Raw genomic sequence first — 23,172 nt, 5'->3', positions numbered from 1 at the left:
GACGCACCCGTGAGGCAGCGAAGGGCGGGCAAGGGCGCCACCCAGCGCCCGGAGCCCGCGCTGCCCGAGCTCGGCCCACTCGGCCTGCTGCGGTGGGGATGGCGCCAGCTGACGAGCATGCGCACCGCGCTGTTCCTGTTGCTGCTGCTCTCCATCGCCGCCGTGCCCGGCTCGATCTTCCCGCAGCGCAACATCGACGCCGGCCGGGTCGCCGACTACATCGCCCAGAACCCCACGACGAGCCCGTGGCTCGACCGGCTCGGCTTCTTCGACGTCTACGCCTCGGTGTGGTTCTCCGCGATCTACCTGCTGCTCTTCATCTCCCTCGTCGGCTGCATCGTGCCGCGCACCAAGGTGCACGTGGCGGCCTTGCGGGCGCGTCCCCCGAAGGCCCCGGCGAGGCTGCACCGACTCGACGAGCACGCCGAGCTGACCACGTCGCTGTCTCCCGGCGAGGCGCTCGAGGCCGCCCGTGTTGCTCTGCGGCGCAAGCATTTCCGCCTCCACTCCCACGACGGAGTGAGCCTCTCCGGCGAGTCCGGCTACCTCCGCGAGAGCGGCAACCTGCTCTTCCACCTAGCGCTGACGGGCATCATCGTCGGCATGGCCGTCGGCCACGTGTTCGGCTGGCGCGGCGACATCATCCTGGCCGAGGGCGACAAGTTCGCGTCGTCGGCGGGCACCTACAACACCATCTCGCCCGGCCCGTGGGTCGACACCGAGTCCCTGCCTCCCTTCGTGCTCTCGCTCGACAAGCTCGACGTCGAGTTCAACGAGACGCCCGGCCGCGGCTTCGGGCAGCCGCGCCTCTTCGAGGCGCAGACCCGGCTGCAGCGCGATCCCGGCTCCGAGGCGAGCCAGGAGACCGTCTCCGTCAACCACCCGATCGCCGTCGACGGCGCCGACATCTTCCTGCTCGGCAACGGCTACACGCCGGTCGTCACCGTGCGCGACGCCAAGGGCACGGTGCTCTACCGCGAGGCGACGCCCTTCCTGCCGCAGGACGGCAACTACCGCTCGGTCGGCGTCATCAAGGTGCCGTCCGCGTCACCCAAGCAGCTCGGCTTCACGGGCTTCTTCCTGCCCACCGCCGAGCCGACGTTCGCAAACGGGCCGGCCTCGGTCTTCCCCGACACGAAGAACCCCGAGCTGGCCCTGTCGGTCTGGGAGGGCAACCTCTTCCCCGGCGGCGCGCCCCAGTCGGTCTACACCCTGAACACCGACGAGATGAAGCAGGTGACCAAGGCCGACGGCTCGCCGGCGCTGGTCCGCCTCAAGCCCGGGCAGACCTACAAGCTGCCCGGTGAGCGAGGTTCGATCACCTTCGACAGCGTCAAGCGTTTCGCCGGGCTGTCGGTGCGCACCGACCCCGGGGCGCCGATCAGCCTGGTCAGCGCCATCCTCGCCACGCTGGGGCTGATCCTCGGCCTCACGATCAAGCGCCGCCGCGTCTTCGTGCGCGTGCGTCCTGCGACCGCTGGGGATCCCTCAGCAGCACCGGCTACCGTGGTGACCATCGGTGGCCTCTCCAAGGACTCCGACCCCGGGCTGGCAGCGATCGTGACCGGCATCGTCACCGCGATCGACACCGCGACCGCCACCGCCGCGCCCGACCGCCTTCCAGAACGGACCGACAGCTAGTGCCCACCTCGCTCGCCGCCAACGCCAACGTCGCGCTGTACGCGTCGATGATCGTCTACACGCTCGCCATGCTCGCCTTCACGTGGCACGTCGCCGCGCGAGCGCCCAAGGTGGCCGAGTCCAAGGTCGCCGCCGAGTCGTCGGTCGCGGAGCGCGCGCTCGTCGGCGCAGGGGCCGGGTCCGGCGCGCCCGTGTCGGCCGAGCGTCGGTCGCCCACCACGTATGCCGCCGGCCCGGGGTTCGAGGAGAGCCTGCGCAGCCGGCAGCGGGGCAGCATCGCGCTGATGCTCACCTACCTCGCGACGGCGCTGCTCGTCGCCTCCGTGCTGATGCGCGGCATCGCGGTGTCCCGCCCGCCCTGGGGCAACATGTTCGAGTTCGCGACCGCTGCTTCTGCGGCAGTCGGCGTCGCCTACAGCGCGCTTGCCCGGCGCAACAGGTGGGAGTGGCTCGGCGTCTTCATCGTCACCCCCATCCTGCTCGTGCTCGGCCTGTCGCTCGCCGTGCTCTACACCGAGGCCGGCGAGCTCATGCCGGCCCTCAAGTCGTACTGGCTCGGTATCCACGTCTCCGTCGCGTTCCTCGCGGTCGCGTTCTTCACCCTCGCTTTCGCGGTCGGACTTCTCTACCTCGTGCGCGTGCGCCGCGAGGAGAAGCCGCCTGCCCGACCCGGCTTCATGGAGTCGCTGCCGTCGGCAGCGGCACTGGAGCGGACGGCATACAGCCTCAACATGGTCGGCTTCATCCTCTGGACGTTCACGCTCATCGCGGGCGCGATCTGGGCGAAGCAGGCGTGGGGCGCCTACTGGCAGTGGGACCCCAAGGAGGTGTGGACCTTCGTCATCTGGACGGTCTACGCCGCCTACATGCACGGCCGGGCAACTGCCGGTGTGGACCCCCGCAAGTCGATGTACATCGCGCTGGCCGGCTACGCCGCGGTGATCATCAACTTCACGCTGGTGAACCTCGTGTCGACGTTCGTCGGAATGCACAACTACTCGGGCATGAGCTGAGGGTCTGATCGTGGTCCGATACACCCTGCTGCGCATCCTGATCTTCTTCGGGTTCCTTCTCCTCTTCTGGCTCATCGGCCTGCGCAACAGCCCGGCGCTGCTCATCGGCGCCGCGGCCATCGCGTCGGCGGCCGCCTCGTACATCCTGCTGCGGGGCATGCGTGACGAGATCACCGCCAAGCTCGTGGAGCGGCACGAGGCGAAGGTCGAGGGTCGCCGACTCGAGCCCGACCCGCACAGCGACGAGGCGGCCGAGGACGCCGAGGACGCCGGCCACGAGGGCCCGCGCAGCCCGGGTCGCTGAGCCCCAGCCGGTCGTGTAGGCAGACCAGCCAGGTCATGAGGCCGTGAGGCCGTGACGTGTCAGGCCGTCAGGCCGAGCCTGCCGGCGACCCGGGAGGCCGTGGCGCGCGCGTCGTCGCCGACCCCGAAGAGCAGCGCGGACCGCCGGTTCCTGAGGAAGTGCACGCCGACGAAGTGCAGGTCGGGCGCGACAGTGCTCTCGCCGTCGTCGTGCCGCGGGAACCCCTGCTCGTCGACGAGACCCGGCACCTCGATCCACTCCGCGTAGCGGCTGCGGAACCCCGCGGCCACGACCACGGCCCCGATGTCGCGTACGCGCACGGTCTCGACGGTCGCCGGTGCGAAGGGAGCGGGGTCGGGAACGTCGGGCGGCGCCTGGCCCGTGCGCTCGCAGCCGGCCACGATCAGGTCGCGCAGCCAGTCGTGCGCCGCATCCGACGCAGCGAGAGTGGTCTGGAGGTCGGCCGCCAGCTGCACGGTCGCGTCGTCGGAGCCGACGAGGTGACCACCGAGCCGCACCCCGAGGGCGTCGAGCGTCCGGAAGCTCAGGTCGTGCCCGCCGTCCCGGCCGCTGACCTGCGGGTTGGCTCCGAGTCGTGCCGCCGGCGTCGCCAGGTCGCTGACCTGATGGTCGAAGAACGGGGTGTCGAGCAGCCACTCGAAGATGTCGCGTCCCCCGGTCCGCCGCGGGAACCACGGCGCGCGGCCGCACGCCATGACGACGTCACGCCCGCCGAGGGCGAGCTCCTCGGCGATCTGGCACGCGCTCTGCCCCGAACCGACGATGAGAACCGCGCCGTCGGGCAGGCCGGCCGGGTTGCGGTACTGCGAGACGTCGAGGCAGGCCAGCCCTGCTGGAAGTGACTGCACGGCCGCGGGGTGATGCGGCCGCTGGTAGGCGCCGGTCGCGACGACGACCACGCGACTGTGCACACGCCCGTGGTCGGTCTCGAGGTCGTAGCCGCCGGCGCGGCCCGGACGCAGGGCGCGTACGGGAGTGTCGTGCCGGACCTCGGCCGACAGGCGCGCCGCATACGCCTCGAGGTGGTGGGTGATCTGCTCGCGCGACAGGAAGCCGTCAGGGTCATCGCCCTCGTAGGGCGCCCCGGGCAGCAGGACGAGGTGGTTCGGGCCGACGAGGGTGAAGCTGTCCCACCGGTGCGCCCACGACGACCCGGGCGACTCGGCCTCCAGCACGACGTGCTCGACGCCCCTCAGGCCCAGCTCGTGGCTCGTCGCGAGGCCGGCCTGACCGGCACCGATGACGACGACGTCGATCTCCTCGTGCACGCCTCCACCGTGACACCCGCCGCTGGCGCCCGTCAGGGGAATGTGCATGCCCGAGGGGTCGGGGTGTGCCGTCGTGCCGGGTCCCGAGGGATCACCTCGAATGGCGTGGCCGGTCGTGGGGCCGAGGTATGCCGTCGCGTCGGGGAGCGAGCGGTCACCTCGACTCGCGTGGCCGAGGTGGGGTCAGGCGCGTCCGACCGCGAGCCCGACGGCGAGGAGAAGCGACCAGACCAGCTGGAACTGGCCGGTGCCCGCCAGCGCGGGGATGAGGCCGCGGCCGGTGGCCCGTCCGACGACCGCCTGCATCGGCTTGACGACGAGCGGCGCCGCGAGCAGGGCGAGCAGCGCCCAGGGCGACGTGAACGACGCGAGACCGGTCATGACGAAGGCGACCGCGACGAGCGCGACGTAGAACCAGCGGGTGCCGGACTCGCCCATGCGCACGGCGAGGGTGCGCTTGCCGTGCTCGCGGTCGGTGGGGATGTCGCGAAGGTTGTTGGCCACGAGGATCGCCGATGCCAACGCGCCGACACCGATGGCGCCGTACCAGCCAGCAGCGGTGGGCGGGGTCATGGTCGCCATCGTGCCGAGCGTGGCGACGAGCCCGAAGAAGACGAAGACGAAGACCTCGCCGAGCCCGAGGTAGCCGTACGGCCGGGAGCCGCCGGTGTAGTACCAGGCCGCGACGATGGCCGCCGCGCCGATCGGGATCATCACCCACAGGCCGGACAGGCCGACCAGTGCCAGGCCCATGAGCCCGGCGAAGAAGAAGCACGAGAACGCGGCGATCTTGACCGAGCGGGGAGCGGCGAGGCGCTGGCCGACGAGCCGCACCGGCCCGACCCGCACCTCGTCGGTGCCGCGGATGCCGTCGGAGTAGTCGTTGGCGAAGTTGACCCCGACCTGGAGGGCGAGGGCCACGACGAGGGCGAGGACGGCATACGCCCAGACGACGTGACCGGTATGGTAGGCGGCGCCGGTGCCGACGAGGATGGGGGAGACGGCGGCGGGCAGCGTGCGTGGACGAGCGCCCTCGATCCACTGGGACAGGGTGGCCATGGGGTCTGGGTGAGTCCTTCTACAGCTTGCGGAGGAAGTCGGGGTCGTCGTCGGGGCCTCGGGGGCCCCTGGGGCCCGGTGGCTGTCGGCCGGGCCCGCGTGGGGTGGGGCCCCCGCGGGCGTCGCTGCGGCCGGCGACCAGCCAGAAGATCGGCCCGAGCACCGGCACGAGGGTCGCGATGAGCCAGACCGGCTTCGGCATGATGCGCACGAGTCGGCTGTTGGTCTGCACGCAGTCGACGAAGGCGTAGATCGAGGCGAAGACCACGAGGGCGACGAGTACGACGCGTGGCACGTTGATCTCCTTCGTCGACCGGGTGGACACCACCATCTTGCCACCGCTCAGGCAGACCCCTGCACAGCGCGCCGGATGGCCGACCGGTCCGGCTTGCCGGGCCCCCGCTGTGGGATGACCGGCAGCACGAGGACGCGGCGCGGCAGGGCGGCGTCGGGCAAGATGCCTCGCAGGCGCTCGCGAACCCGTGCAGTCGTGAGGTGGCCCGTCGGGTCGACGAGCGTCACTGCGGCACAGACGGACTCGCCCCACTCCGGGTCGGGCAGTCCGACGACCACGACGTCGAGCACATCGTCGAGGTGACGCGTGATGGCGTCCTCGACGACACCGGGGTTGACCTTGAGACCACCCGTGTTGATGACGTCGTCGGCACGGCCGTCGATGACGAGCAACCCCTCGTCGTCGAAGTGGCCGAGGTCGTCGGTGCGGAACCAGCGGATGCCGTCGAGGTCGACGGTGAAGGCATCGCGGCTCAAAGCCGGCTCGCCGAGATAGCCGTGGGCGACCGTGTCACCGCCGAGCACGACGTGGCGGTCGTTGTCGACGTGGATCCGGCTCACGGGCAGCGGGGTGCCGTCGTAGACGCATCCGCCTGCGGTCTCGCTCATGCCGTAGGTCAGGTTCAGGTTGACGCCGAGGTGCCGCGCCCGCTCGACGAGGGCGCTGGGGGTCGCGGCGCCGCCCACCAGCACCCCGTCGAAGCCGCACAGCGCCTCGAGGCCTGCGGGGTCGTCGACGAGACGCTTCAGCTGGGTCGGCACGAGCGCGGTGTAGCGGCGCTTCGCCGGCCCGTGAGGACGCAGCGACGCGGCCGCCGCAGCGAAGGCCTCCGCCGAGAACCCGCCCCGCAGGTCGAGTACGGCAGGCTCTGCCCCGGCTGCGACGGAGCGCACCAGGACCTGGAGCCCGGCGATGTGGTGGGCCGGCATCGCCAGCAGCCAGGCACCGCTGCCGCCGAGCACCTGGTGGGTCGCCCACGCCGACCGCTCCAGGGACTCGGCCGTGAGCAGGGCACGCTTGGGACGACCGGTGGAGCCCGACGTTCCGATCGTGACTGCGAGGCCGTCGGGCAGGTCCGCGAGGTCATGGGACGGCACTGACGGCGGGGCGTCGGTGGCGGCATACGGCAACACGGGGGCGCGGCCGTCCATGGCGTTCTCCAGGGCGGGCAGCACGTCGAGGACGTCGGGTCCGGCGGGCACCGGGAGCAGCTGCAGCGCCGTCATGGACCCCATTGTGCCGGTGGATGCCCCCGCATCCTGGGGCGACCTGGTCAAGGACGTCAGGAGGACTCGTCGGTCGGGCGACTCCAGACCGACAGCTCACCGCCGGGCATGCAGATGATCATCTCGCGGTGGGGACCGTGGATCGTCCACGACTCGTAGTCAGGGTCCACGCGGCAGGCGACCTGCGCGTCGACGAGGTTGATGGCGAGATCGTTGGCGGGGGAGACGAGTACGCCGGTGACCTCCTGACCGAGTAGGTCGGCGAGGATCTTGGGCGGGGTTTCCACGGACTGCGAGATGTCGATCTCGACGGGAGCCTGGCCTCGGTGCGTGACGAACACGTCACCCTCGAGGTTGAACTGGCCGCCCCCGCTCGTCCAGAGCCGGACCATCCAGTCCAGCTGAACGCGCGAGATGGTCATCCCGGTGAAGTCGGGCGTCATGCCGGCTCCCTCGGTGACCAGGTCACCAACTTGCCGCCCGCGGTGCACACGACCTTGGCGCCGTGAGGTCCGCTCAGCTCCCACGACTCAAACCGGTCGTCGGCGTCGACGCTGATACGCGCAGCGCCGAAGGTGATCTCGAGGCGCCCGTCCGGCGAGGTGACGACAGAGGTGATCTGCTGCCCCATCAGGCCATTGATGAGGTCGGTGTCAACCGGGTCGGGCGGCGCGTCGTTGTCGATGGCTTGCGGCCCTCTGCCTTCGAGGTCGAGGACGGTGCGGCCGGCGAGCCGGAACTCCCAGTGGCGATCCGTCCAGAGCTCTACTGCGTACTCGTGCCGGACGGCGATGACGATGTCTCCGGCGAAGTCGGGAATCACGGCGACCACCCTTCCGGGATGGGGATGGTGCCGTCGCCGAGGACGGCAAGATGGGTTTGTGATCTCGGGCCCGGCTTGCCCGCGGCGTTCATCGGTTGCCCATCCTTGTTGTAGAAGACCAGGTAGCCGTGAGGGTAGTCCGGATTGGGATCCATGAAACGGACCGAATTGGCGTTCTCCGGGGCACCCGCCGGGACGTCCATGGAATCGGGGTCCTGCCAGACCTCGCCTTTCTCGCTGTCGGCGACCCGGCCCTTCCAGTTGGAGCCGGCGAGGTCGGGACGCGCCGAGTCGGGCAACGGGTCGCCCGCCTTCCCACGACCCACGGTCGGGGCGTCGGCCTCGGTGAGCCACCGGTTGTCGTTGGCGCGTGCGTGCTCACCCAGGCTGGTCGCGCCGTGCGCGACGGCGCCCACTCCGCCTGCGGCCACCGCGGCAGCGGCGACGTTGAGCGGGACACCGACGACCAACCCGACCCCGGTCGCGTCGAGGGCTGTCCCGCCGATCTCGCCACCGGTGCCGACGATGATGCCGCCGACCCCGAAGGCGATCTCGAGCAGGTCCTCGGGATGCTCGGCCACCGCCTGCCCGACGTCGGCGAAGCCGTTCACGGCCGGCACGGCGGTGTGGTTGTAGGTCCAGGTCGCGACACCACCGACGTGCTCCACCGCGTCCTGCCACCACTGGCGCTGCTCGCGCGGCTCGAGGTGACCGATGCGCGGGCGGGCTGCCACGTCGATGCGTTCCTGGACGAAGCCGAGGTCGCCGATGAACGACGCGCGCACGTCCGGAGCGCAGCCGGCCGGGCCCGATGCAGAAGACGCCGACCCGCCGAGATCCAGCCCGTTCTTCCGGTGTGACACCTCGGACGTCAGAGCCTCAAGCCGCCGCGCGCACTGGTTGGCTGCGGCGGACAGGTCGTCGAGGACCGCGCCGCGGGTGCGGTGCACCGAGGTGAGTGCCGTGTCGCGGTCACGGCCAGCCAGGGCCACGGAAGCGGCATACGTCGTCGGGTCGACCGCGGTGGCCCGCGCGGTTGCCACGCGATGCGCGTGCCCGCTCAGCGCCTCGTCGACGCGGCGCCGAAGGCTGTCCGTCTGCGCGGCGGCGCGCTCGAGTGCGGCGGCGTAGCGGTCGAGCCCGTCGGCGGCGTGGCCGAGCTGAGGCAGGACCTGTCGCGTCCGCTCCGAGAGCACATCGAGGTCCGCCCGTGCCCGGGCGGCGGCCTCGCCCTGCCAGACGAGCCCGAGCTCGCCCGACGCAGAGGTGTCCAGCCCGCCGCTCGCGAGGCCCCGTGCGGCCACCCGACGCAGCTCGCGTGCCGCTGCGCGGATCGTCGTCGGGTCCCCTTGGGGATCGGCGAGCGGTGTGGTGCGTTCGGCGACACGGGTCATGGGCGTGGACGCGCCGTGCCGGTCGAGCCGGCGGCCGACGCGAGCATCGTCGCGGCGTGGACCTCTGTCGCGTGCGCCGACAGGGCAGTCTGGTCGAGAGCGTCACCCAGCGCAGCGAAGCCGGTTGCGGCCGCCTCGAGGGCCGCGAGGTGGCCCGCCACGAACCTCGCGAGGGACGCGGCCAGGGCAGGGTGGTCGTCGCCACAGCCAAGAGCGGCCGACCGGCCGGCCCGCGCGAATCCCGTTGCGCAGTCAGCCAGCCCGGCTCCTGCGGTGAGCAGCGTTGACCCGACGCGCCGTGTGCCGTCCGTGTCGATTGCGTAGCTCATGCATCCGAAACCTACGGGCGTGCGCGCCGCGGGCCTGAGAGTTCTCCACAGCCTCCGGTTCAGCCGGCAGGCTGCGTGTTCGCGCGGCGCGCCACGGCCCGGTGCCGCTGGCGGGCAGCCATGATGACGGTCCACACGAGCGCAGCCGCGCAGACCGGGAAGCCGACGTACGGGTTGAGCGGGAGCACGATGCCGAGCGCGCCGCCGACGACCCACAGCACCTGCAACATCGTCTCGGACCACGCGAAGACGGACGTGCGCACGTTCTCGGGGACCTCGCGCTGCACGAGCGCGTCGAAGCAGAGCTTGGCCAGCTGGGCCGACAGACCCTGCACCAGCCCGAGCACCACGAGCGTCCAGACGCCGTACCAGATGCCGGTGGCCACGCAGCTGAGAGTCGCGGCGAGCACCGACACCATCGCGATGCGTTCGGGCCGCTGGTCGCGCACGACGTTGCCGACGACGCTGCCCAGGCAGTTGCCGACCCCGATGCCGGCCGCGATGAATGCGAGCACGAGCTCGCCGCGGAACCCGTCGATCGGGTGCTCCTTGGCGAGGAACGCCATGAACATGATGAGGAAGCCGGTCAGCACGCGGGTGCCCCCGGTCGACCACATGGCGTGCAAGACCGGCCACGGGATCGCCTGCTTGCGCCGGCGGAAGCGGCCCAGCGGCCCGAGCGAGTCGACCGTCAGGGTCTCGTGCTCCGAGGGCGTATGCCGTCCGGCTCCTTCCTCGGTCCAGCGCCGGCGGGTGCCACGCAGCGAGCTCGCGGCGTCGGGCCGCCTGCCACGCCGGGGCACGTCCGCCGGCCTGACCCCGATCGGGGCGGTGTCCTCGATGGGCACCTCCCCGGCCGACGAGTCCACCTGTGAAGGCAACCGGATCGCCTGCACCGTGCCCACGACGAAGACGAGGAACCCGATGCGCAGCGCCCACGCCGGGCCGGCGAGCATGCCCAGCCCGCCGAGCACGCCGCCCGCAAGCGCGCCCACGACGCCGGCCATCGACACGCGGGAGTTGGCCCGGACGAGCGTGGTCCCGGCGGGCAGGAGGCGCGGCACGGCGGCGGCCCGGGTGATGTTGTAGGCCCTCGACGCGACGAGGCAGCCGAGCGCGGCAGGGAAGAGCCAGCTGCTGTCGGTGTCGACCGCCTCGGCGAGCACCCAGCAGAGGAAGGCCCGCAGCGCGAGGGTCGTGCCGATGGCCCAGCGCCGCCCGTGCGCGAAGCGGTCGAGCAGCGGACCTATGAGCGGCGCGACGAGGACGAACGGGACCATCGTCAGGAGCAGGAAGGTCGCGACGTCGCCTCGGGCCTGGGCGGTCTGGGGGTTGAAGAAGAGCGTGCCGGCGAGGGCCAGCGTCATGATCGTGTCGCCCGCAGTGTGGCTCGCGTGCAGCTCGGTGACACGGGCCAGGCCCGTCTCGCCGGCGCCGCCGGAGTGGGTGAACGCGTGGGCCTTGGTCGCTGCGAACCGGCCGGTGCGCGCGGTGGCCCGTGCCGTTCCGGTCGCTGCGCGCCCCAGACCTCGGCCGATGGCGCGCGTGGCGTTGAGCGCGGTGGTGCGGGGTGGTTGGCGGAAGCCCGCGGGCCGCCCTCCCTCAGGCACGTCGGGATCGGGTCCCGGACCGCGCTCGCTATCCTGCCTGTCGGCGCTCGCGGGCGCGCGACGTCCGCTGCCGGCGCTGCGGTCGTCGCGGGGTCCCACCTGATCATCCTGCCCCCTCGGCGTGTCCGCCGTGGGACCGACACCGCGACCAGCGTCGGGGCGCTGACGGGCCGGCCACCTGTGCGCTGACGGAGGGACTCCTGCGGGCTGACGGCCAGGCTCCTGCGCGCTGGTAATTCCCCCGGGCGATGACCGGTTCGTCCCTCGGGTGCTCGCTACGCTCGACGGGTGAGAACCGTGGGGGACGCGGGTTTCGAGGGGGTCGGAGGGGCCGACGAGGGGGTCGGTGGCAACGAGGGGACCGAGGGTTCGGCCGCTGTCGTCCACCGACGATCACGCACGCACCTTGGCGTCGTGCTCGGTGTCGTCTGGATTCTCGTCCCGCTCGCACTTTTCCTGCTGGACCAGTCGATCCTGTTGTCCGGCAACCCGGCTCAGGTGATCGCACTCGCAGCCTCTGGGCTCATCGGGGTCGTCCTGCTCGTCCACGACAAGCCCGACGACCGGCGGCGCGTCCGCCGGCGGCCGCGCTGGAGGAGGGTGCTGGGGCAGGTGGTGGGCGTTGTCGCCACGGTGGTGGTGCTGGGCGCGCTGGTGTGGCTCCGGCCGTTCGCCGCGACCCCGGCTGCCTTGTCGTCCTTGGCGGGTGGTGCCGAGGTGCGCGTCACCGACGCCGCGGCGCACATCGTCATCGTGCCGAAGGGCAGCACTCCCACCCGAGGTCTGGTGTTCCAGCCGGGCGCCCGCGTCGACCCCCGTGCGTACGTGCCGCTGCTGTCCCAGGTGTCGAAGCAGGGTGTGCTGGTCGTCATCGTCAAGCAGCCCTTCGACATCGGCCTGCTCGCGACGACGGCGCCACAGTCGTTCGTCGCGGAGCATCCCGAGGTACGGGCCTGGGCCGTGGGCGGCCACAGCCTCGGCGGTGTGGCTGCGGCACGCTTCGCGCTCGACCACCCGCTCCTCGTCCGGGGCCTGGTCCTGTGGGCGTCCTATCCCGACCAGTCGCTGGCGGGGCTCACCGCCCTCCGAGTCGCGTCGGTGAGCGGCACCCGCGACGCGTTCACGACCCCAGCCGACGTCGCCGCGAGCCAGGCCCTGCTGCCGCCCACGACGGCATACACCCGGGTCGAGGGTGCCGTGCACTCGTTCTTCGGCGACTACGGCGAGCAGCCCGGCGACGGGTCGCCGACGGTGAGTCGGGCCGAGGCCCAGCGCCAGGTCGTCGACGCGACCGTCGAGCTGATGCTCTCGCTCTGAGCCCCGGCGGCGTTCGGGCTGCTCAGAAGTACCAGGGGAAGGGCGACCAGTCGGGTTCGCGCTTCTCGAGGAACTGGTCGCGTCCCTCGACGGCCTCGTCGGTCATGTAGGCGAGCCGGGTGGCCTCGCCGGCGAAGACCTGCTGGCCCATGAGCCCGTCGTCGGTGAGGTTGAACGCGAACTTCAGCATCCGCTGCGCCTGCGGGCTCTTGCCCATGATCTCGCTCGCGACCTGCAGCGCCTCCGCCTCGAGGCCGGCGTGGTCGGCGACGATGTTGACGGCGCCCATCCGTTGCATGTCCTCGGCGGAGTACGTGCGGCCGAGGAAGAAGATCTCGCGGGCGAACTTCTGGCCGACCATCTTGGCGAGGTAGGCGCTGCCGTAGCCGGCGTCGAAGCTGCCCACGTCGGCGTCGGTCTGCTTGAACCGGGCGTGCTCGCGGCTGGCGATGGTGAGGTCGCAGACGACGTGGAGCGAGTGGCCGCCCCCGGCCGCCCAGCCGTTCACGACGGCGATGACGACCTTGGGCATGGTGCGGATGAGGCGCTGCACCTCGAGGATGTGCAGGCGCCCGCCCTCGGCCTTGACCCGCGCCTCGTCGACTCCGGAAGACGTGGCGTCGGCGTCGGGCGATGTCGCGTACTGGTACCCGGAACGGCCGCGGATGCGCTGGTCGCCGCCCGAGCAGAAGGCCCTCTTGCCGTCCTTGGGACTCGGCCCGTTGCCGGTGAGCAGGACGACGCCGACGTCGGGGCTCGTCCGCGCGTGGTCGAGCGCCCGGTAGAGCTCGTCGACGGTGTGCGGGCGGAACGCGTTGAGCACCTCGGGACGGTCGAAGGCGATGCGCACGACACCGGACTCGGCATGCGGGCGACCCTCGACGGGTCGGCGCCGGTGGTAGGTGATGTCGGTGAGGTCGAAGCCCGGCACCTCGTCCCACTCGGCGGGGTCGAAGGTCTCGGAGACGGTCGCGCGTTCGGTGCTCACGGCGGGCAGCCTACGCGGGCAGCCCGTGTGGCCAGGCGCACACCTCGAGGCGCTCGGCACGCCGGTGACGGTGTGCGGTCGACCGTGACGTTTTGCGTCGGGCCGCCGCGGGCGGGCCCGAGGGCGTATGCCGTCCGGCTCAGCGCCCGGGGTGGGGCGCGGTCGTCGTGGGGCGGGGCCAGACGTGGCCGGGCCGCGGGAGCCAGCGCGGCACGGTGGCGGCGTAACGGGCGTACTCGTCGCCGTGCGTCTCGCGGAGCGTCGGCTCCTCGTAGAGCGCGACGAAGGCGGTGACCGCGGTGACGAAGAGGACGGCATACGCGAGGACAGCCGTGCTGCGCCAGAGCAGCGCCTGGCCGACGACGACAGCGACCACCGCGACGTACATGGGGTTGCGCACGTAGCGGTACGGGCCCGTGACGACGAGGTGCTCGGTCGGGGCGCCGGGGAAGGGCGTGCCGAGGCCGTCGCGGGCGAAGCGGACGAAGGCCTCGGCGAGGCCCGTGACGCCGAGCGCGACGAGAAGCCAGCCCGCCACGGTGCCGGGGCTCGACCGCTCCCAGGAGCCCGGGGCGGCTGCGCCGACGAGCCACGGGATCACCCCGCCCATGGTCGCGGGGACGGCGGCGAAGGCCGTCGTGCCGAGTGCTGCGGATCGAGCGTCCATCGAGGTTCCTCCCGCCGAACCGTCTTTGCCAACATCTGCTGGCAAAGACGCTACGACCCTGCTGGTCTGGGCGCGGGCTGGTCGAGCACCTCCTGGCCCGGTGGGAGGGCCGCGACGACATCCTGGTGACGCTGTTGCGCTCTGCCGCCAGCGAGCCCGACGCCGTCGACGTGCTGCGGCAGCCCTTCGCCGAGCAGCTCACCCCGCCGTCGCCCAGGTCGCCGGGCCCGAGACGGCAGGTTTGCGTACCGGCCTCGTCGCGAGCCAGATGCTCGGCGTGGCGGTCGTGCGCGACGTGCTGGCGCTCGACCCCCCTCGGTTCCGCCTCGTGCACCGAGGTCGCGCGGCTCGTGGGGCCGACGATCCAGCGCTACCTGACGGGAGCCGTCGGGAAGGGCGACGGGGCGGCGGCTGGGTCCCCGCGCGGCTAGCGTGGCGGCATGCCGATCCCTCCCTACGTCCTGCACCTGCGCTCGATGATCGGCACCGAGCTGCTGTGGATGCCGGGCAACACGGCGGTGGTGCTGCGCGAGAGCCCGTCCGGCAGCCGGTCCGGCAGCCCGTCCGGCGTCGAGGTACTGCTCGTCAGGCGCTCGGACAACGGCCAGTGGACTCCGGTCACCGGCATCGTCGACCCCGGCGAGGACCCCCACGTCACGGCCGTGCGAGAGGTCGAGGAGGAGGCGTGCGTCGTCGCCGAGGTCGAGCGGCTGGTCTGGGTTGCGGCCACCGGCGTCGTCACGCACGTCAACGGCGACCTCGGGCAGTACCTCGACCACACGTTCCGCTGCCGGTGGGTGGCGGGTGACCCCCGGCCCGGGGACGACGAGTCCACGGACGCGCGGTGGTTCCCGCTCGACGCGCTCCCGCCCATGGCCGCCCTGCACCGGGAGCGCATCGCCGTGGCGGCCGACAACCCGGCGGACGTGCGGCTCGGCCGCTGACGGCACCTGGTCGCACCGGGTGACCGGGGGTGACATCTGTCAGGGGCAGGTCGTGACAGGGGACGCAGGGCCCTGACCCCGCGCGTACCTAGCGTGGAAGCACGCCGGGTGGTCCGGCAGAGCAACGGAGGTCATCGTGTTCGTCCCACGCACGTTCATCATCGCCGGCATCGCCCTCATCGCGATCTCGCTCCGTGCCTCGGGTCACGGCCTCTGGTGGCTCGTCGGGCTCGTCTGGGCCCTCGGCTGGACGCACCACGGGCGGCGGGCCTGCCACGTCGGCCGGGGTCGCCACCACCGGCACGACCAGCGCGACGCGGCGCCCCAGACCCCGCAGCCTGTCGTTCAGCCCGACCCGACCCACGACCGCCACGAGGCCTTCCCCGCACGCTGACCGGCGCGCGGGGCCCGTCGGTGATGATGGGGGCATGATGCCCCTGCCCAGCACCGCCGACCTGCTCGTGACGGCCCATGTCGTCGCCCTTCCGATGCGAGTGCGTTTCCGGGGTGTCGACGTGCGTGAGGCTGTCATCTTCGAGGGCCCTTGCGGCTGGGGCGAGTTCGCGCCGTTTCCGGAGTACGCGGATGACGAGGCGGCCCGCTGGTTGGCCGCGGGCATCGGGGCCGCGTATGCCGGGTGGCCGGCCCCGGTTCGCGACACCGTGCGGGTCAACGCGACCGTGCCAGCAGTCCCGGCGGAGCGGGTGGCCGATGTGCTGGCGCGCTTCGACGGTTGCACGACCGCCAAGGTCAAGGTCGCCGAGAGGGGCCAGACCGTCGACGACGACGTCGACCGCGTCGCAGCCGTGCGGGACGCCATGGGACCGGGCGCCCGTATCCGTGTCGACGCGAACGGCGGTTGGGACGAGAGTGGTGCCCTCGAGGCCCTCGCGAGGCTGGCGGCCTACGACCTCGAGTACGCCGAACAGCCCTGCGCCAGCGTGGAGGAGCTCGCCGACCTGCGGAAGGCGCTGGCGCGCAACGGGATCGACGTGCTGGTGGCAGCCGATGAGTCCATCCGCAAGGCCGAGGACCCGGTCCGCGTGGCGCGTCTCGGCGCCGCGGACCTCGTGGTCGTGAAGGTCGCGCCGCTGGGCGGCGTCGCGGCCGCCCTCGAGGTGGTCGAGGCGTGCGGTCTGCCCGCAGTCGTGTCCTCGGCGCTCGACACGAGCATCGGGATCGCGGCCGGCGTGGCGTTGGCGGCTGCCCTGCCACAGCTCGACCATGCGTGCGGCCTGGGGACGGTCAGCCTCTTCGAGCGGGACGTCGCTGCGGACCCGCTGCGCCCCGTCTCGGGTCGGCTCACGACGGGCCGGCCGGTGCCGGACTCCGGCGCTCTCGAGGAGCTGGCCGCGCCCGCGGAGCGTCAGCAGTGGTGGCGCGAGAGGCTTGCCCGCTGCCGCGACCTGCTCGCCGCGGGGGGTGCCCGGTGATCAAGGCCTGCCTCAACGGGTCCCGGACCCGTCGGCAGCACGGTCGGGTCCCCGTGACGCCGGCCGAGCTGGCGCTGGCGGCCGCCGAGGCGGCTGCTGCCGGGGCCTTCATGGTGCACGTCCACCCGCGCGACGAGTCGGGCCGCGAGACGTTGGAGACCCGGCACGTCGTCGAGGCGGTGCTCGCCATCCGCGCTGCGACGCCCGGGCTGCGCGTGAGCGTGTCGACGCGCGACGGCATCGTCGACAGCGCGCGGCGCAAGCTCGCCCACGTCGCGGAGTGGCCCTCGCCCGACCTCGGTGGACCGGACTGTGCGAGCGTCAACTGGCACGAGCAGGGCGCCGTCGAAGTCGCGGAAGCCTTGCGCGACAACGGCTCCGGAATCGAAGCGGGCATCTGGACGCCTGAGGCGGCCAGTCTCTTCGTTGCGACGAGCTGGCCGTGGCAGGTCGAGCGAGTGCTGGTCGAGCTCATCCCCGGCGTGACCCCGGGGTCGGACGGCCCGTGGGCCGCAGAGCGCATCCTCGCCGCGCTGGGCATGTCACCGGCACCGGTCGTCGTCCACGGCGAGGAACGCTGGGCCTGGCCCATCCTCCGTTGGGCGCAGGCAGCCGGCTACGACGTGCGGGTGGGGCTCGAGGACACGCTCCACCTGGCGAGCGGCAGCGAGGCGCATGACAACGCCGAGCTCGTTCACGAGGCCGCGACGTCCGAGCCCCGCACGCCGTCGTAGTGGCCCGTTCCCGACCCGCCGGGTTGAAAGGCCCCGGAGGCCGCCTCAGCGATGTTCGTCGTGGGGCGGTAGCGCCTGTTGCGCGAGCGTCCTGAGCCAGGCTGCCTCGGCACGACGACCGGCCCGCGACACCGGAACCTCCAGGACCCTGATGCCCGTGGGCGACTCGTCGAGCGCCTGGGCCAGGCGTGCGAGGTCGTCGACCCGTTCGTATGCCGTGTGGTGCGCTGCGCAGAGGGCTGCCAGGTCGGTGCCGTGCGGGGTGGCGAAGACATGCTCGAACGCATCCGAGTAACGGGGGTCACCTTGTTCGAGCGTGCTGAAGATCGCGCCGCCGTCGTCGCTGAGCACGACGAAGGTGAGGTCGGGTCGTGGCTGGCCGCTGCCGACGAGGAGGCCGTTGCTGTCGTGGAGGAAGGTCAGGTCGCCCAGGTAGGCGATGGTGCGCGCGGCGCGGGGGCGGCCCAGCGCGATGCCGATCGCCGTCGACACCATCCCGTCGATGCCGGCCAGCCCGCGGTTGCCGACGACGAAGCGGTGCTGGAGCGGTGGCCAGGGCGCCCCCATGACGTCGAGGTCGCGGACGGCGTTCGACGAGCCGACGACGAGCGAGGTGTCGGCCTCAACGGCCGAGGCGACGACGGCGGCGACGGAGAGTGGGGACAAGCCGGCATCGAGACCCGGTGCGCGCTGCGGATCTCCTTGTGCTGCCGACAGGCCCGCGTCGATGGCCGCCGAGAGGCGGGCGTCGGCGTCGCGCCAGGCGGCGAACCAGACGGCATCGTCAGGACCCTCGGCCCGGGGGACGACGTCGAGCACCCGCGCGACACGGCCCGGGTCGGTCGCGACGCCGTCGCGGCCGCGCACGGCCAGCACCTCGAGGGCCGGGTCGCTGATGAGGGTCGTGACCGGACGCGACAGGGTGGGGTGGCCGACGACCACGACCCGCTCGACCTGGGTCCGTAGGTCGGTCGTGAGCAGGAGCCGGCCCGTGCGCAGCGCCTGGCGCCCGATGCGGGAGCCGGACGTCGGCTCGGCGAGCATGGGCCAGTTCGCCGCCTCGGCGAGCAACCGTGCTGCAGGACCCGCGTCGTCACCGGCCACGACGACGGTGCGTGGCCCGAGCGGCAGCACCTCGCCGTCGTCGGGCACCGACACCGACGCCTCGACATTCGCATCGGGCGACGCGACGTGCGCCATGGCGCGCTGTGGGACGGATCCTGACCCCGACTCAGCACGGAGCTGCGCCACGGCGGAGTTGGCGGGCTGTGGGGGGGTGGGAGCCGGGTGCCGCCACCAGGTGGTCGGGTCGGGGTCGGCCGGGAGCAGGTCGCCGTCGAGCTGGACGTTCAGCTGCGACGGGCCCTGCCTCGAGCAGGCCTGCGCCACAACAGCATCCAGTTCGTACCCCGAGTCAGAGGCCGTCAGGTCGTCGCAATCGGCGAAGACCCCGAAGATGCCGGCCTGCTCGGTGGTCTGGTTGGCGCCGGTGCCGCGCAGCCGGTCGGGCCGGTCGGCGCTCACGACCACCAGGCGCCGCCCGGTGTGGTGCGCTTCCATGACCGCGGGCAGCAGGTTGCCGACGGCCGTGCCCGACGTGGTGACGACCGCGACCGGTCGCCGTGAACCCGTGGCGAGACCGAGGGCGAGGAAGGCGGCCGACCGTTCGTCGACGCGGACGTGCAGGCGCAGGTCACCGGCGCGGTCTGCGGCGTGCAGGGTCAGGGCCAGTGGCGCAGACCGCGACCCCGGGGCGAGCACGACGTCGCGCACCCCGCCGAGCCACAGGGACTGGACGAGCCGGAGGGCGAGCTCCGAGGCCGTGCGGGCAGCGGTCACGACGGCCGGTCAGTCGCTCGCGAGCGCGTCGCGCATGGGGATGAGCTTGGCGTTGGACTCGGCCACCTCGGACTCGGGGTCGGACCCGGCGACGATGCCGCAGCCGGCATACAGGGTGATCTGCGACGGGTCGTCGGCTGCGAAGGCACCGCTGCGCAGGGCGATTCCCCACGCGCCGTCGCCATGGGTGTCCATCCAGCCGACGGGCCCGGCGTAGCGGCCGCGGTCCATGTGCTCGAGCTCGGCGATGAGCTCGACGGCGCGCGCGGTCGGCGTGCCGCCGACGGCGGCCGACGGGTGCAGCGACGCTGCGAGCGTGAGCGACGAGGCGTCGTCGGCGCTGACCGCGGCGACGTCGGTCGCGAGGTGCATGACGTTGGGCAGGTGCAGCACGAAGGGCGCCTCGGGCACGTTCATCGACGACGAGTGCGGCGCGAGGGCCTCGGCGACCGAGCGCACGGCGTACTCGTGCTCCTCCAGGTCCTTCGACGACCTCGCGAGCGAGCCGGCCAGCGCGGTGTCCTTGTCGTCGTCGCCGGTGCGGCGGATCGTGCCGGCGAGCACGCGCGAGGTGATCAGGCCCTGGTCGCGGCGCACGAGCAGCTCGGGTGTGGCACCGACGAGACCGGCGACGGCGAAGACCCAGGTGTTCTCGTAGCGCTCGGCGAGGCGGCGCAGCAGCCAGCGGGGGTCGATGGGTCCGGACGCCGTCGCGACGAGGTCGCGGGCGAGGACGACCTTGTCCACCTCGCCCGCGCCGATGCGCTCCACGGCCTCGGCGACCGCATGCGCGTAGTCGGCGGGGGAGACCGAGCCGTCGGCGAACGCAACTCCGCGGGGCGGCTCGGGATCTGCTGCGACAGAGGGCCGCTCGAGGAGGGTCAGCTGCGGGTCGAGCGAGACGGTGGTGAGCCAGGTGTGGCCGTCGCGGCGCCCGACGATGGTCGAGGGGACGACGAGCCGCGCCGACTCGGCCGAGTCGTCCGCGAAGGGGAACGACCCGAAGCACACGAGCCCGCTGCCGGGCCGGCCGACCTCGTCACGCACCACGGCGTGCCGGCTGATCTCGCGCCACCAGGCCTCGGCCTCGCGGAAGCGGCCCTCAGCTCGCGCCTCGAACGTGAGCGCGGTGCCCCAGCCGACGAGGCCGTCGCCACGGCGCACCCAGGAGACGAGGTCGTCGTGCTCACGGTCGGCGGGGAGGTAGGCGAGGAGGGGGTCCGCGGACTCGAGGGGGACGGTGCGGACGACGACCGTCGGCCCCGCGGTGGGGGACGGCGCTTCGGGGGCGGGAAGCGTGGACATCGGTTGCAACAATACGGCCGACGCGCCCCCGCCCCCGCCGCCGTGCCCGCCACACAGCCGCCACACGGCCGCCCGTGCGACCGAACGCACACGCGCCGGTGCGAGGATGAGCGCATGAGCCGTGCGCAGCTGGACAAGAAGCCGGTCGACGTCGCGTCGATGTTCGACACCGTCGCCGAGAAGTACGACGTGACCAACGACGTGCTCTCCCTCGGCCAGGACCGGCTCTGGCGCCGCGCCGTCGTCAAGGCCGTCGACGCACGTCCGGGGGAGCGGATCCTCGACATCGCCGCCGGCACCGGCACCTCCAGCGAGCCGTGGGCCAACGAGGAGATCGAGGTCGTGCCCGCCGACTTCTCGCTCGGCATGCTGCGGGTCGGCCGCCGCCGTCGCCCCGACATGGCGTTCACCGCAGCCGACGCGATGAGCCTGCCCTTCGCCGACGCGAGCTTCGACGTCGTCACGATGAGCTTCGGACTGCGCAACGTCGCCGAACCCGAGACCGCGCTGCGCGAGTTCCTCCGCGTGACGAAGCCGGGCGGCCGCCTGCTGGTCTGCGAGTTCAGCCAGCCGGTCAACAAGGTCTTCCGCACCGTCTACACGAACTACCTGATGCGTGCGCTGCCGCCGGTCGCCCGTCGCACGTCGAGCAACCCCGACTCGTACGTCTACCTCGCCGAGTCGATCCGCGCCTGGCCCCCGCAGGGCGAGCTCGCCGGCGTCATCGAGGGCGCCGGCTGGCAGCAGGTCGGCTGGACCAACCTCACGGGCGGCATCGTCGCGCTGCACCACGGCACCAAGCGCTGACGCCCGACGCCACCGGGGGCGTATGCCGTCCCGCGGGGTCGCGGTCACACGTGCCCTCACGACCTGCCGGAGGCGGCAGAATCCGGCTTCTCGACGTGCCCGAGGCGGCAGGAACCGGCCTCTCGGCGGTTGGGGTTAGGCATGCCTTATCTGACAAGCGCGAAATTGCGGGAATAGACTCCCCGGAGAGTTCGTGAAGATCTTCACAAGCGGTTCGGAAGCGTGCAGGAGAGATGACCAGTTCGAGCGTTGCGCCCAGCCCCCGCGGGGGTGGCGGTGCACCCGTCGAGCGGGCCGACGTCGTCGTCGTCGGTGCCGGCCCGGGTGGCAGCGCGACGGCCGCATACCTCGCCGACCACGGTCTCGACGTCGTCCTCCTCGAGAAGTCGGCCTTCCCCCGCGACAAGATCTGCGGCGACGGCCTGACCCCGCGCGCCACCAAGGAGCTCATCTCCCTCGGCGTCGACACCACCGGCTGGCAGCGCACCAAGGGGCTGCGCATCAAGGGCGGCGGCCACACGCTGCAGCTCGACTGGCCCGAGTCCGAGGCCTTCCCCGGCTACGGCATGGTGCGCACCCGTGCACAGCTCGACGAGAGCCTGGCCCGCCACGCCGAGAAGCGCGGTGCCCGCCTGCACGAGCGCACGAGCGTCACCGCACCGGTGCGCGACGGCTCCGGCCGCGTCACCGGCGTCAGCGCCAAGCGGGTCGACGACGTGGGCCGCGCCACCGGCGAGACCGTCACCTACCGCGCACCGGTCGTCATCGCGAGCGACGGCGTCTCGAGCCGTCTCGCGACCGCCGTCGGCCGGCCCAGGCGCGAGGACCGCGTCATGGCCATCGCGGTCCGGGCCTACTACACGACGCCCAAGCGCGACGACTACCTCGAGAGCCACCTCGAGCTCTGGACCCGCGACGACGCCGGCAACCGCATCCTCATGCCGGGCTACGGCTGGCTCTTCCCGCTCGAGGACGGCCGCACCAACGTCGGCCTCGGCACGCTCGACACGACCGCCGCGTTCCAGAAGACGGACTTCAAGGACGTCATGCGCCGCTGGGTCGAGGACATCAACCCGGAGTGGCAGCTCGAGCACGACGAGTCGGCCGGCCCGATCCGTGGCGCCGCGCTGCCCATGGGCTTCAACCGCACGCCGCTGTACGGAGACGGCCTGCTGCTCGTCGGCGACGCCGGCGGCATGGTCAACCCCTTCAACGGCGAGGGCATCGACTACGCCCTCGAGGCCGCCCGCATCGGCGCCGAGCTCGTCGCCCAGGCGATGGCGCGCCCGAGCGACGCCGAGCGCGAGCGGGTGCTGGCGGCATACCCGAAGGTCATGAAGGACGAGCTCGGCGGCTACTTCACGCTGGGCCGCTGGTTCGCCCACGCCATCGGCAACCCCGAGGTCATGCGGCTCGCGACGAAGTACGGCCTGCCGCGCACGAAGCTCATGCCGTTCCTGCTCAAGATCATGGCCAACCTCGCCGACCCCGGGAGCAAGGGCGCGAGCGACCGCATCATCCACGCCCTCTCGCGGCTGGCGCCGAGCGCATGAACGTCGCGTGCCCCGTGTCCATGACCGACGCCATGACCGACGCCATGACCGACGCCACGGCCACCACCGGCGTGACCCCGGTGCCCACCCCCATTGTGACGCCGAGCACAATCGTCTCGGGCGCCCCTAGGATGGGTGCGCCGCGCATCTCCGGCCCCGGAGCCCCTGCAATGCACGTCTCGCACGACCGAAAGGCACGTGACCTCGGATGAACTCCTACGTCCCGATCCTGTTCATGCTGGGGCTCGGCTTCGCGTTCGCCGCGCTGTCGGTCTTCACCTCGCTCGTCGTCGGCCCGAAGCGCTACAACCGCGCCAAGCTCGAGGCCTACGAGTGCGGCATCCAGCCGACGCCGCACGCGGCCGGCGGCGGTCGCGTGCCGATCAAGTACTACCTGACGGCGATGCTCTTCATCATCTTCGACATCGAGTCGATCTTCCTCTATCCGTTCGCGGTGGCCTTCAACAAGCTCGGCCTCTTCGCGCTGGTGGAGATGGTCCTGTTCATCCTCACGGTCTTCATCGCGTACGCCTACGTCTGGCGCCGCGGTGGCCTCGAGTGGGACTGACGCCCGTTGCCGCACGTGAGCACCTGCATCAGCG

At 72.2% G+C, this 23,172-nt stretch carries 24 protein-coding genes and 2 pseudogenes; 13 read left to right on the top strand and 13 right to left on the bottom strand.

Going from position 1 to position 23,172, the window contains the following annotated elements; translation table 11 throughout:
- Positions 1-9 precede the first annotated feature (9 nt).
- From resB to ACFQ2V_RS04855, 3 genes are read left to right on the top strand one after another with little or no spacing between them, the layout of a single operon-like run.
- Positions 10-1,641: a cytochrome c biogenesis protein ResB gene (gene resB, locus ACFQ2V_RS04865; protein WP_386051261.1), complete on the top strand. Its 1,632-nt coding sequence runs from the start codon at positions 10-12 to the stop codon at positions 1,639-1,641.
- Positions 1,641-2,654 (top strand): c-type cytochrome biogenesis protein CcsB, encoded by a 1,014-nt coding sequence (ccsB, locus tag ACFQ2V_RS04860; protein WP_386051259.1) that lies wholly within the window; start codon positions 1,641-1,643, stop codon positions 2,652-2,654. Before resB ends, ccsB begins: the two co-directional genes overlap by 1 nt.
- 10 nt (positions 2,655-2,664) lie before the next feature.
- On the top strand, positions 2,665-2,958 hold the full coding sequence (locus ACFQ2V_RS04855) for a DUF4229 domain-containing protein (protein ID WP_386051258.1): 294 nt from the start codon (positions 2,665-2,667) through the stop codon (positions 2,956-2,958).
- A gap of 59 nt (positions 2,959-3,017) precedes the next feature.
- On the opposite strand, the gene ACFQ2V_RS04850 is transcribed toward ACFQ2V_RS04855, so the two are convergent.
- The 9 genes from ACFQ2V_RS04850 to ACFQ2V_RS04810 form a co-directional block, all read right to left on the bottom strand.
- Positions 3,018-4,247, bottom strand: coding sequence for a flavin-containing monooxygenase (locus ACFQ2V_RS04850; protein ID WP_386051256.1), 1,230 nt, complete (start codon positions 4,245-4,247; stop codon positions 3,018-3,020).
- A 183-nt stretch (positions 4,248-4,430) separates the two neighbouring features.
- Positions 4,431-5,306, bottom strand: coding sequence for a 1,4-dihydroxy-2-naphthoate polyprenyltransferase (locus tag ACFQ2V_RS04845; protein WP_386051254.1), 876 nt, complete (start codon positions 5,304-5,306; stop codon positions 4,431-4,433).
- Positions 5,307-5,325: 19 nt separating this feature from the next.
- Positions 5,326-5,601 (bottom strand): PLDc N-terminal domain-containing protein, encoded by a 276-nt coding sequence (locus ACFQ2V_RS04840; protein WP_386051252.1) that lies wholly within the window; start codon positions 5,599-5,601, stop codon positions 5,326-5,328.
- A 47-nt stretch (positions 5,602-5,648) separates the two neighbouring features.
- A complete protein-coding gene (gene menE / locus ACFQ2V_RS04835; protein ID WP_386051251.1) occupies positions 5,649-6,827 on the bottom strand; it encodes an o-succinylbenzoate--CoA ligase in 1,179 nt (392 codons plus the stop codon).
- A 56-nt stretch (positions 6,828-6,883) separates the two neighbouring features.
- The gene (locus ACFQ2V_RS04830) at positions 6,884-7,270 is read right to left on the bottom strand and encodes a DUF6188 family protein (protein ID WP_386051249.1); all 387 of its coding nucleotides are present in this window, start codon (positions 7,268-7,270) and stop codon (positions 6,884-6,886) included.
- Positions 7,267-7,650 carry a DUF6188 family protein gene (locus ACFQ2V_RS04825; protein WP_386051247.1) on the bottom strand — a complete coding sequence of 128 codons (384 nt, stop codon included), beginning with the start codon at positions 7,648-7,650 and terminating at the stop codon, positions 7,267-7,269. The genes ACFQ2V_RS04830 and ACFQ2V_RS04825 overlap by 4 nt, the downstream gene beginning before the upstream one ends.
- Positions 7,647-9,044, bottom strand: coding sequence for a hypothetical protein (locus ACFQ2V_RS04820; protein ID WP_386051245.1), 1,398 nt, complete (start codon positions 9,042-9,044; stop codon positions 7,647-7,649). The genes ACFQ2V_RS04825 and ACFQ2V_RS04820 overlap by 4 nt, the downstream gene beginning before the upstream one ends.
- On the bottom strand, positions 9,041-9,373 hold the full coding sequence (locus tag ACFQ2V_RS04815) for a hypothetical protein (RefSeq protein ID WP_386051243.1): 333 nt from the start codon (positions 9,371-9,373) through the stop codon (positions 9,041-9,043). Before ACFQ2V_RS04815 ends, ACFQ2V_RS04820 begins: the two co-directional genes overlap by 4 nt.
- A 59-nt stretch (positions 9,374-9,432) precedes the next feature.
- The gene (locus tag ACFQ2V_RS04810) at positions 9,433-10,983 is read right to left on the bottom strand and encodes an MFS transporter (protein ID WP_386051241.1); all 1,551 of its coding nucleotides are present in this window, start codon (positions 10,981-10,983) and stop codon (positions 9,433-9,435) included.
- Between the two features lie 288 nt (positions 10,984-11,271).
- Here ACFQ2V_RS04810 and ACFQ2V_RS04805 point away from each other — a divergent pair, with 288 nt between their 5' ends.
- A complete protein-coding gene (locus ACFQ2V_RS04805; RefSeq protein ID WP_386051238.1) occupies positions 11,272-12,300 on the top strand; it encodes an alpha/beta hydrolase in 1,029 nt (342 codons plus the stop codon).
- Positions 12,301-12,322: 22 nt separating this feature from the next.
- Here the strand turns inward: ACFQ2V_RS04805 and ACFQ2V_RS04800 are convergent, their stop codons facing one another.
- On the bottom strand, positions 12,323-13,288 hold the full coding sequence (locus ACFQ2V_RS04800; protein WP_386051237.1) for a 1,4-dihydroxy-2-naphthoyl-CoA synthase: 966 nt from the start codon (positions 13,286-13,288) through the stop codon (positions 12,323-12,325).
- 139 nt (positions 13,289-13,427) lie between these two features.
- Entirely contained in the window at positions 13,428-13,955 is a 528-nt protein-coding gene (locus ACFQ2V_RS04795) for a methyltransferase family protein (RefSeq protein ID WP_386051235.1), read from the bottom strand.
- Here ACFQ2V_RS04795 and ACFQ2V_RS04790 point away from each other — a divergent pair.
- The 6 genes and pseudogenes from ACFQ2V_RS04790 to ACFQ2V_RS04765 form a co-directional block, all read left to right on the top strand.
- Positions 13,934-14,161 (top strand): annotated as a pseudogene (locus ACFQ2V_RS04790) (TetR/AcrR family transcriptional regulator); the annotation flags it as partial. The gene ACFQ2V_RS04795 and the pseudogene ACFQ2V_RS04790 overlap by 22 nt on opposite strands.
- Positions 14,162-14,187: 26 nt before the next feature.
- A pseudogene (locus ACFQ2V_RS04785) lies at positions 14,188-14,256 on the top strand (hypothetical protein); the annotation flags it as partial.
- 139 nt (positions 14,257-14,395) lie between these two features.
- A complete protein-coding gene (locus ACFQ2V_RS04780; protein WP_386051233.1) occupies positions 14,396-14,899 on the top strand; it encodes an NUDIX hydrolase in 504 nt (167 codons plus the stop codon).
- Between the two features lie 136 nt (positions 14,900-15,035).
- On the top strand, positions 15,036-15,293 hold the full coding sequence (locus tag ACFQ2V_RS04775) for a hypothetical protein (protein ID WP_386051232.1): 258 nt from the start codon (positions 15,036-15,038) through the stop codon (positions 15,291-15,293).
- 34 nt (positions 15,294-15,327) lie between these two features.
- On the top strand, positions 15,328-16,332 hold the full coding sequence (locus ACFQ2V_RS04770) for an o-succinylbenzoate synthase (RefSeq protein ID WP_386051230.1): 1,005 nt from the start codon (positions 15,328-15,330) through the stop codon (positions 16,330-16,332).
- 53 nt (positions 16,333-16,385) lie between these two features.
- Positions 16,386-17,066, top strand: a complete 681-nt coding sequence (locus ACFQ2V_RS04765) for a 3-keto-5-aminohexanoate cleavage protein (RefSeq protein ID WP_386051228.1) — start codon at positions 16,386-16,388, stop codon at positions 17,064-17,066.
- A 45-nt stretch (positions 17,067-17,111) separates the two neighbouring features.
- Here the strand turns inward: ACFQ2V_RS04765 and menD are convergent, their stop codons facing one another.
- Together menD and ACFQ2V_RS04755 are read right to left on the bottom strand one after the other, a co-directional pair.
- Entirely contained in the window at positions 17,112-18,905 is a 1,794-nt protein-coding gene (menD, locus tag ACFQ2V_RS04760) for a 2-succinyl-5-enolpyruvyl-6-hydroxy-3-cyclohexene-1-carboxylic-acid synthase (protein ID WP_386051227.1), read from the bottom strand.
- 9 nt (positions 18,906-18,914) lie between these two features.
- Complete coding sequence (locus ACFQ2V_RS04755) at positions 18,915-20,210, bottom strand: isochorismate synthase (RefSeq protein ID WP_386051225.1); 1,296 nt, start codon at positions 20,208-20,210, stop codon at positions 18,915-18,917.
- Positions 20,211-20,324: 114 nt separating this feature from the next.
- Here ACFQ2V_RS04755 and ACFQ2V_RS04750 point away from each other — a divergent pair, with 114 nt between their 5' ends.
- The 3 genes from ACFQ2V_RS04750 to ACFQ2V_RS04740 all read left to right on the top strand — a co-directional run bounded on the left by ACFQ2V_RS04750 (position 20,325) and on the right by ACFQ2V_RS04740 (position 23,138).
- Positions 20,325-21,017, top strand: coding sequence for a demethylmenaquinone methyltransferase (locus ACFQ2V_RS04750; protein ID WP_386051223.1), 693 nt, complete (start codon positions 20,325-20,327; stop codon positions 21,015-21,017).
- A gap of 233 nt (positions 21,018-21,250) precedes the next feature.
- Positions 21,251-22,570: a geranylgeranyl reductase family protein gene (locus tag ACFQ2V_RS04745; RefSeq protein ID WP_386051221.1), complete on the top strand. Its 1,320-nt coding sequence runs from the start codon at positions 21,251-21,253 to the stop codon at positions 22,568-22,570.
- Between the two features lie 208 nt (positions 22,571-22,778).
- The gene (locus ACFQ2V_RS04740) at positions 22,779-23,138 is read left to right on the top strand and encodes an NADH-quinone oxidoreductase subunit A (protein ID WP_045187001.1); all 360 of its coding nucleotides are present in this window, start codon (positions 22,779-22,781) and stop codon (positions 23,136-23,138) included.
- Positions 23,139-23,172: the final 34 nt, after the last annotated feature.

It is taken from the genome of Terrabacter terrigena (assembly GCF_042676085.1).
Classification (GTDB): Bacteria; Actinomycetota; Actinomycetes; order Actinomycetales; family Dermatophilaceae; genus Terrabacter; species Terrabacter terrigena.
Note: the sequence above shows the minus strand (reverse complement) of the source record. Positions and strands in the feature narration are given on the sequence as shown.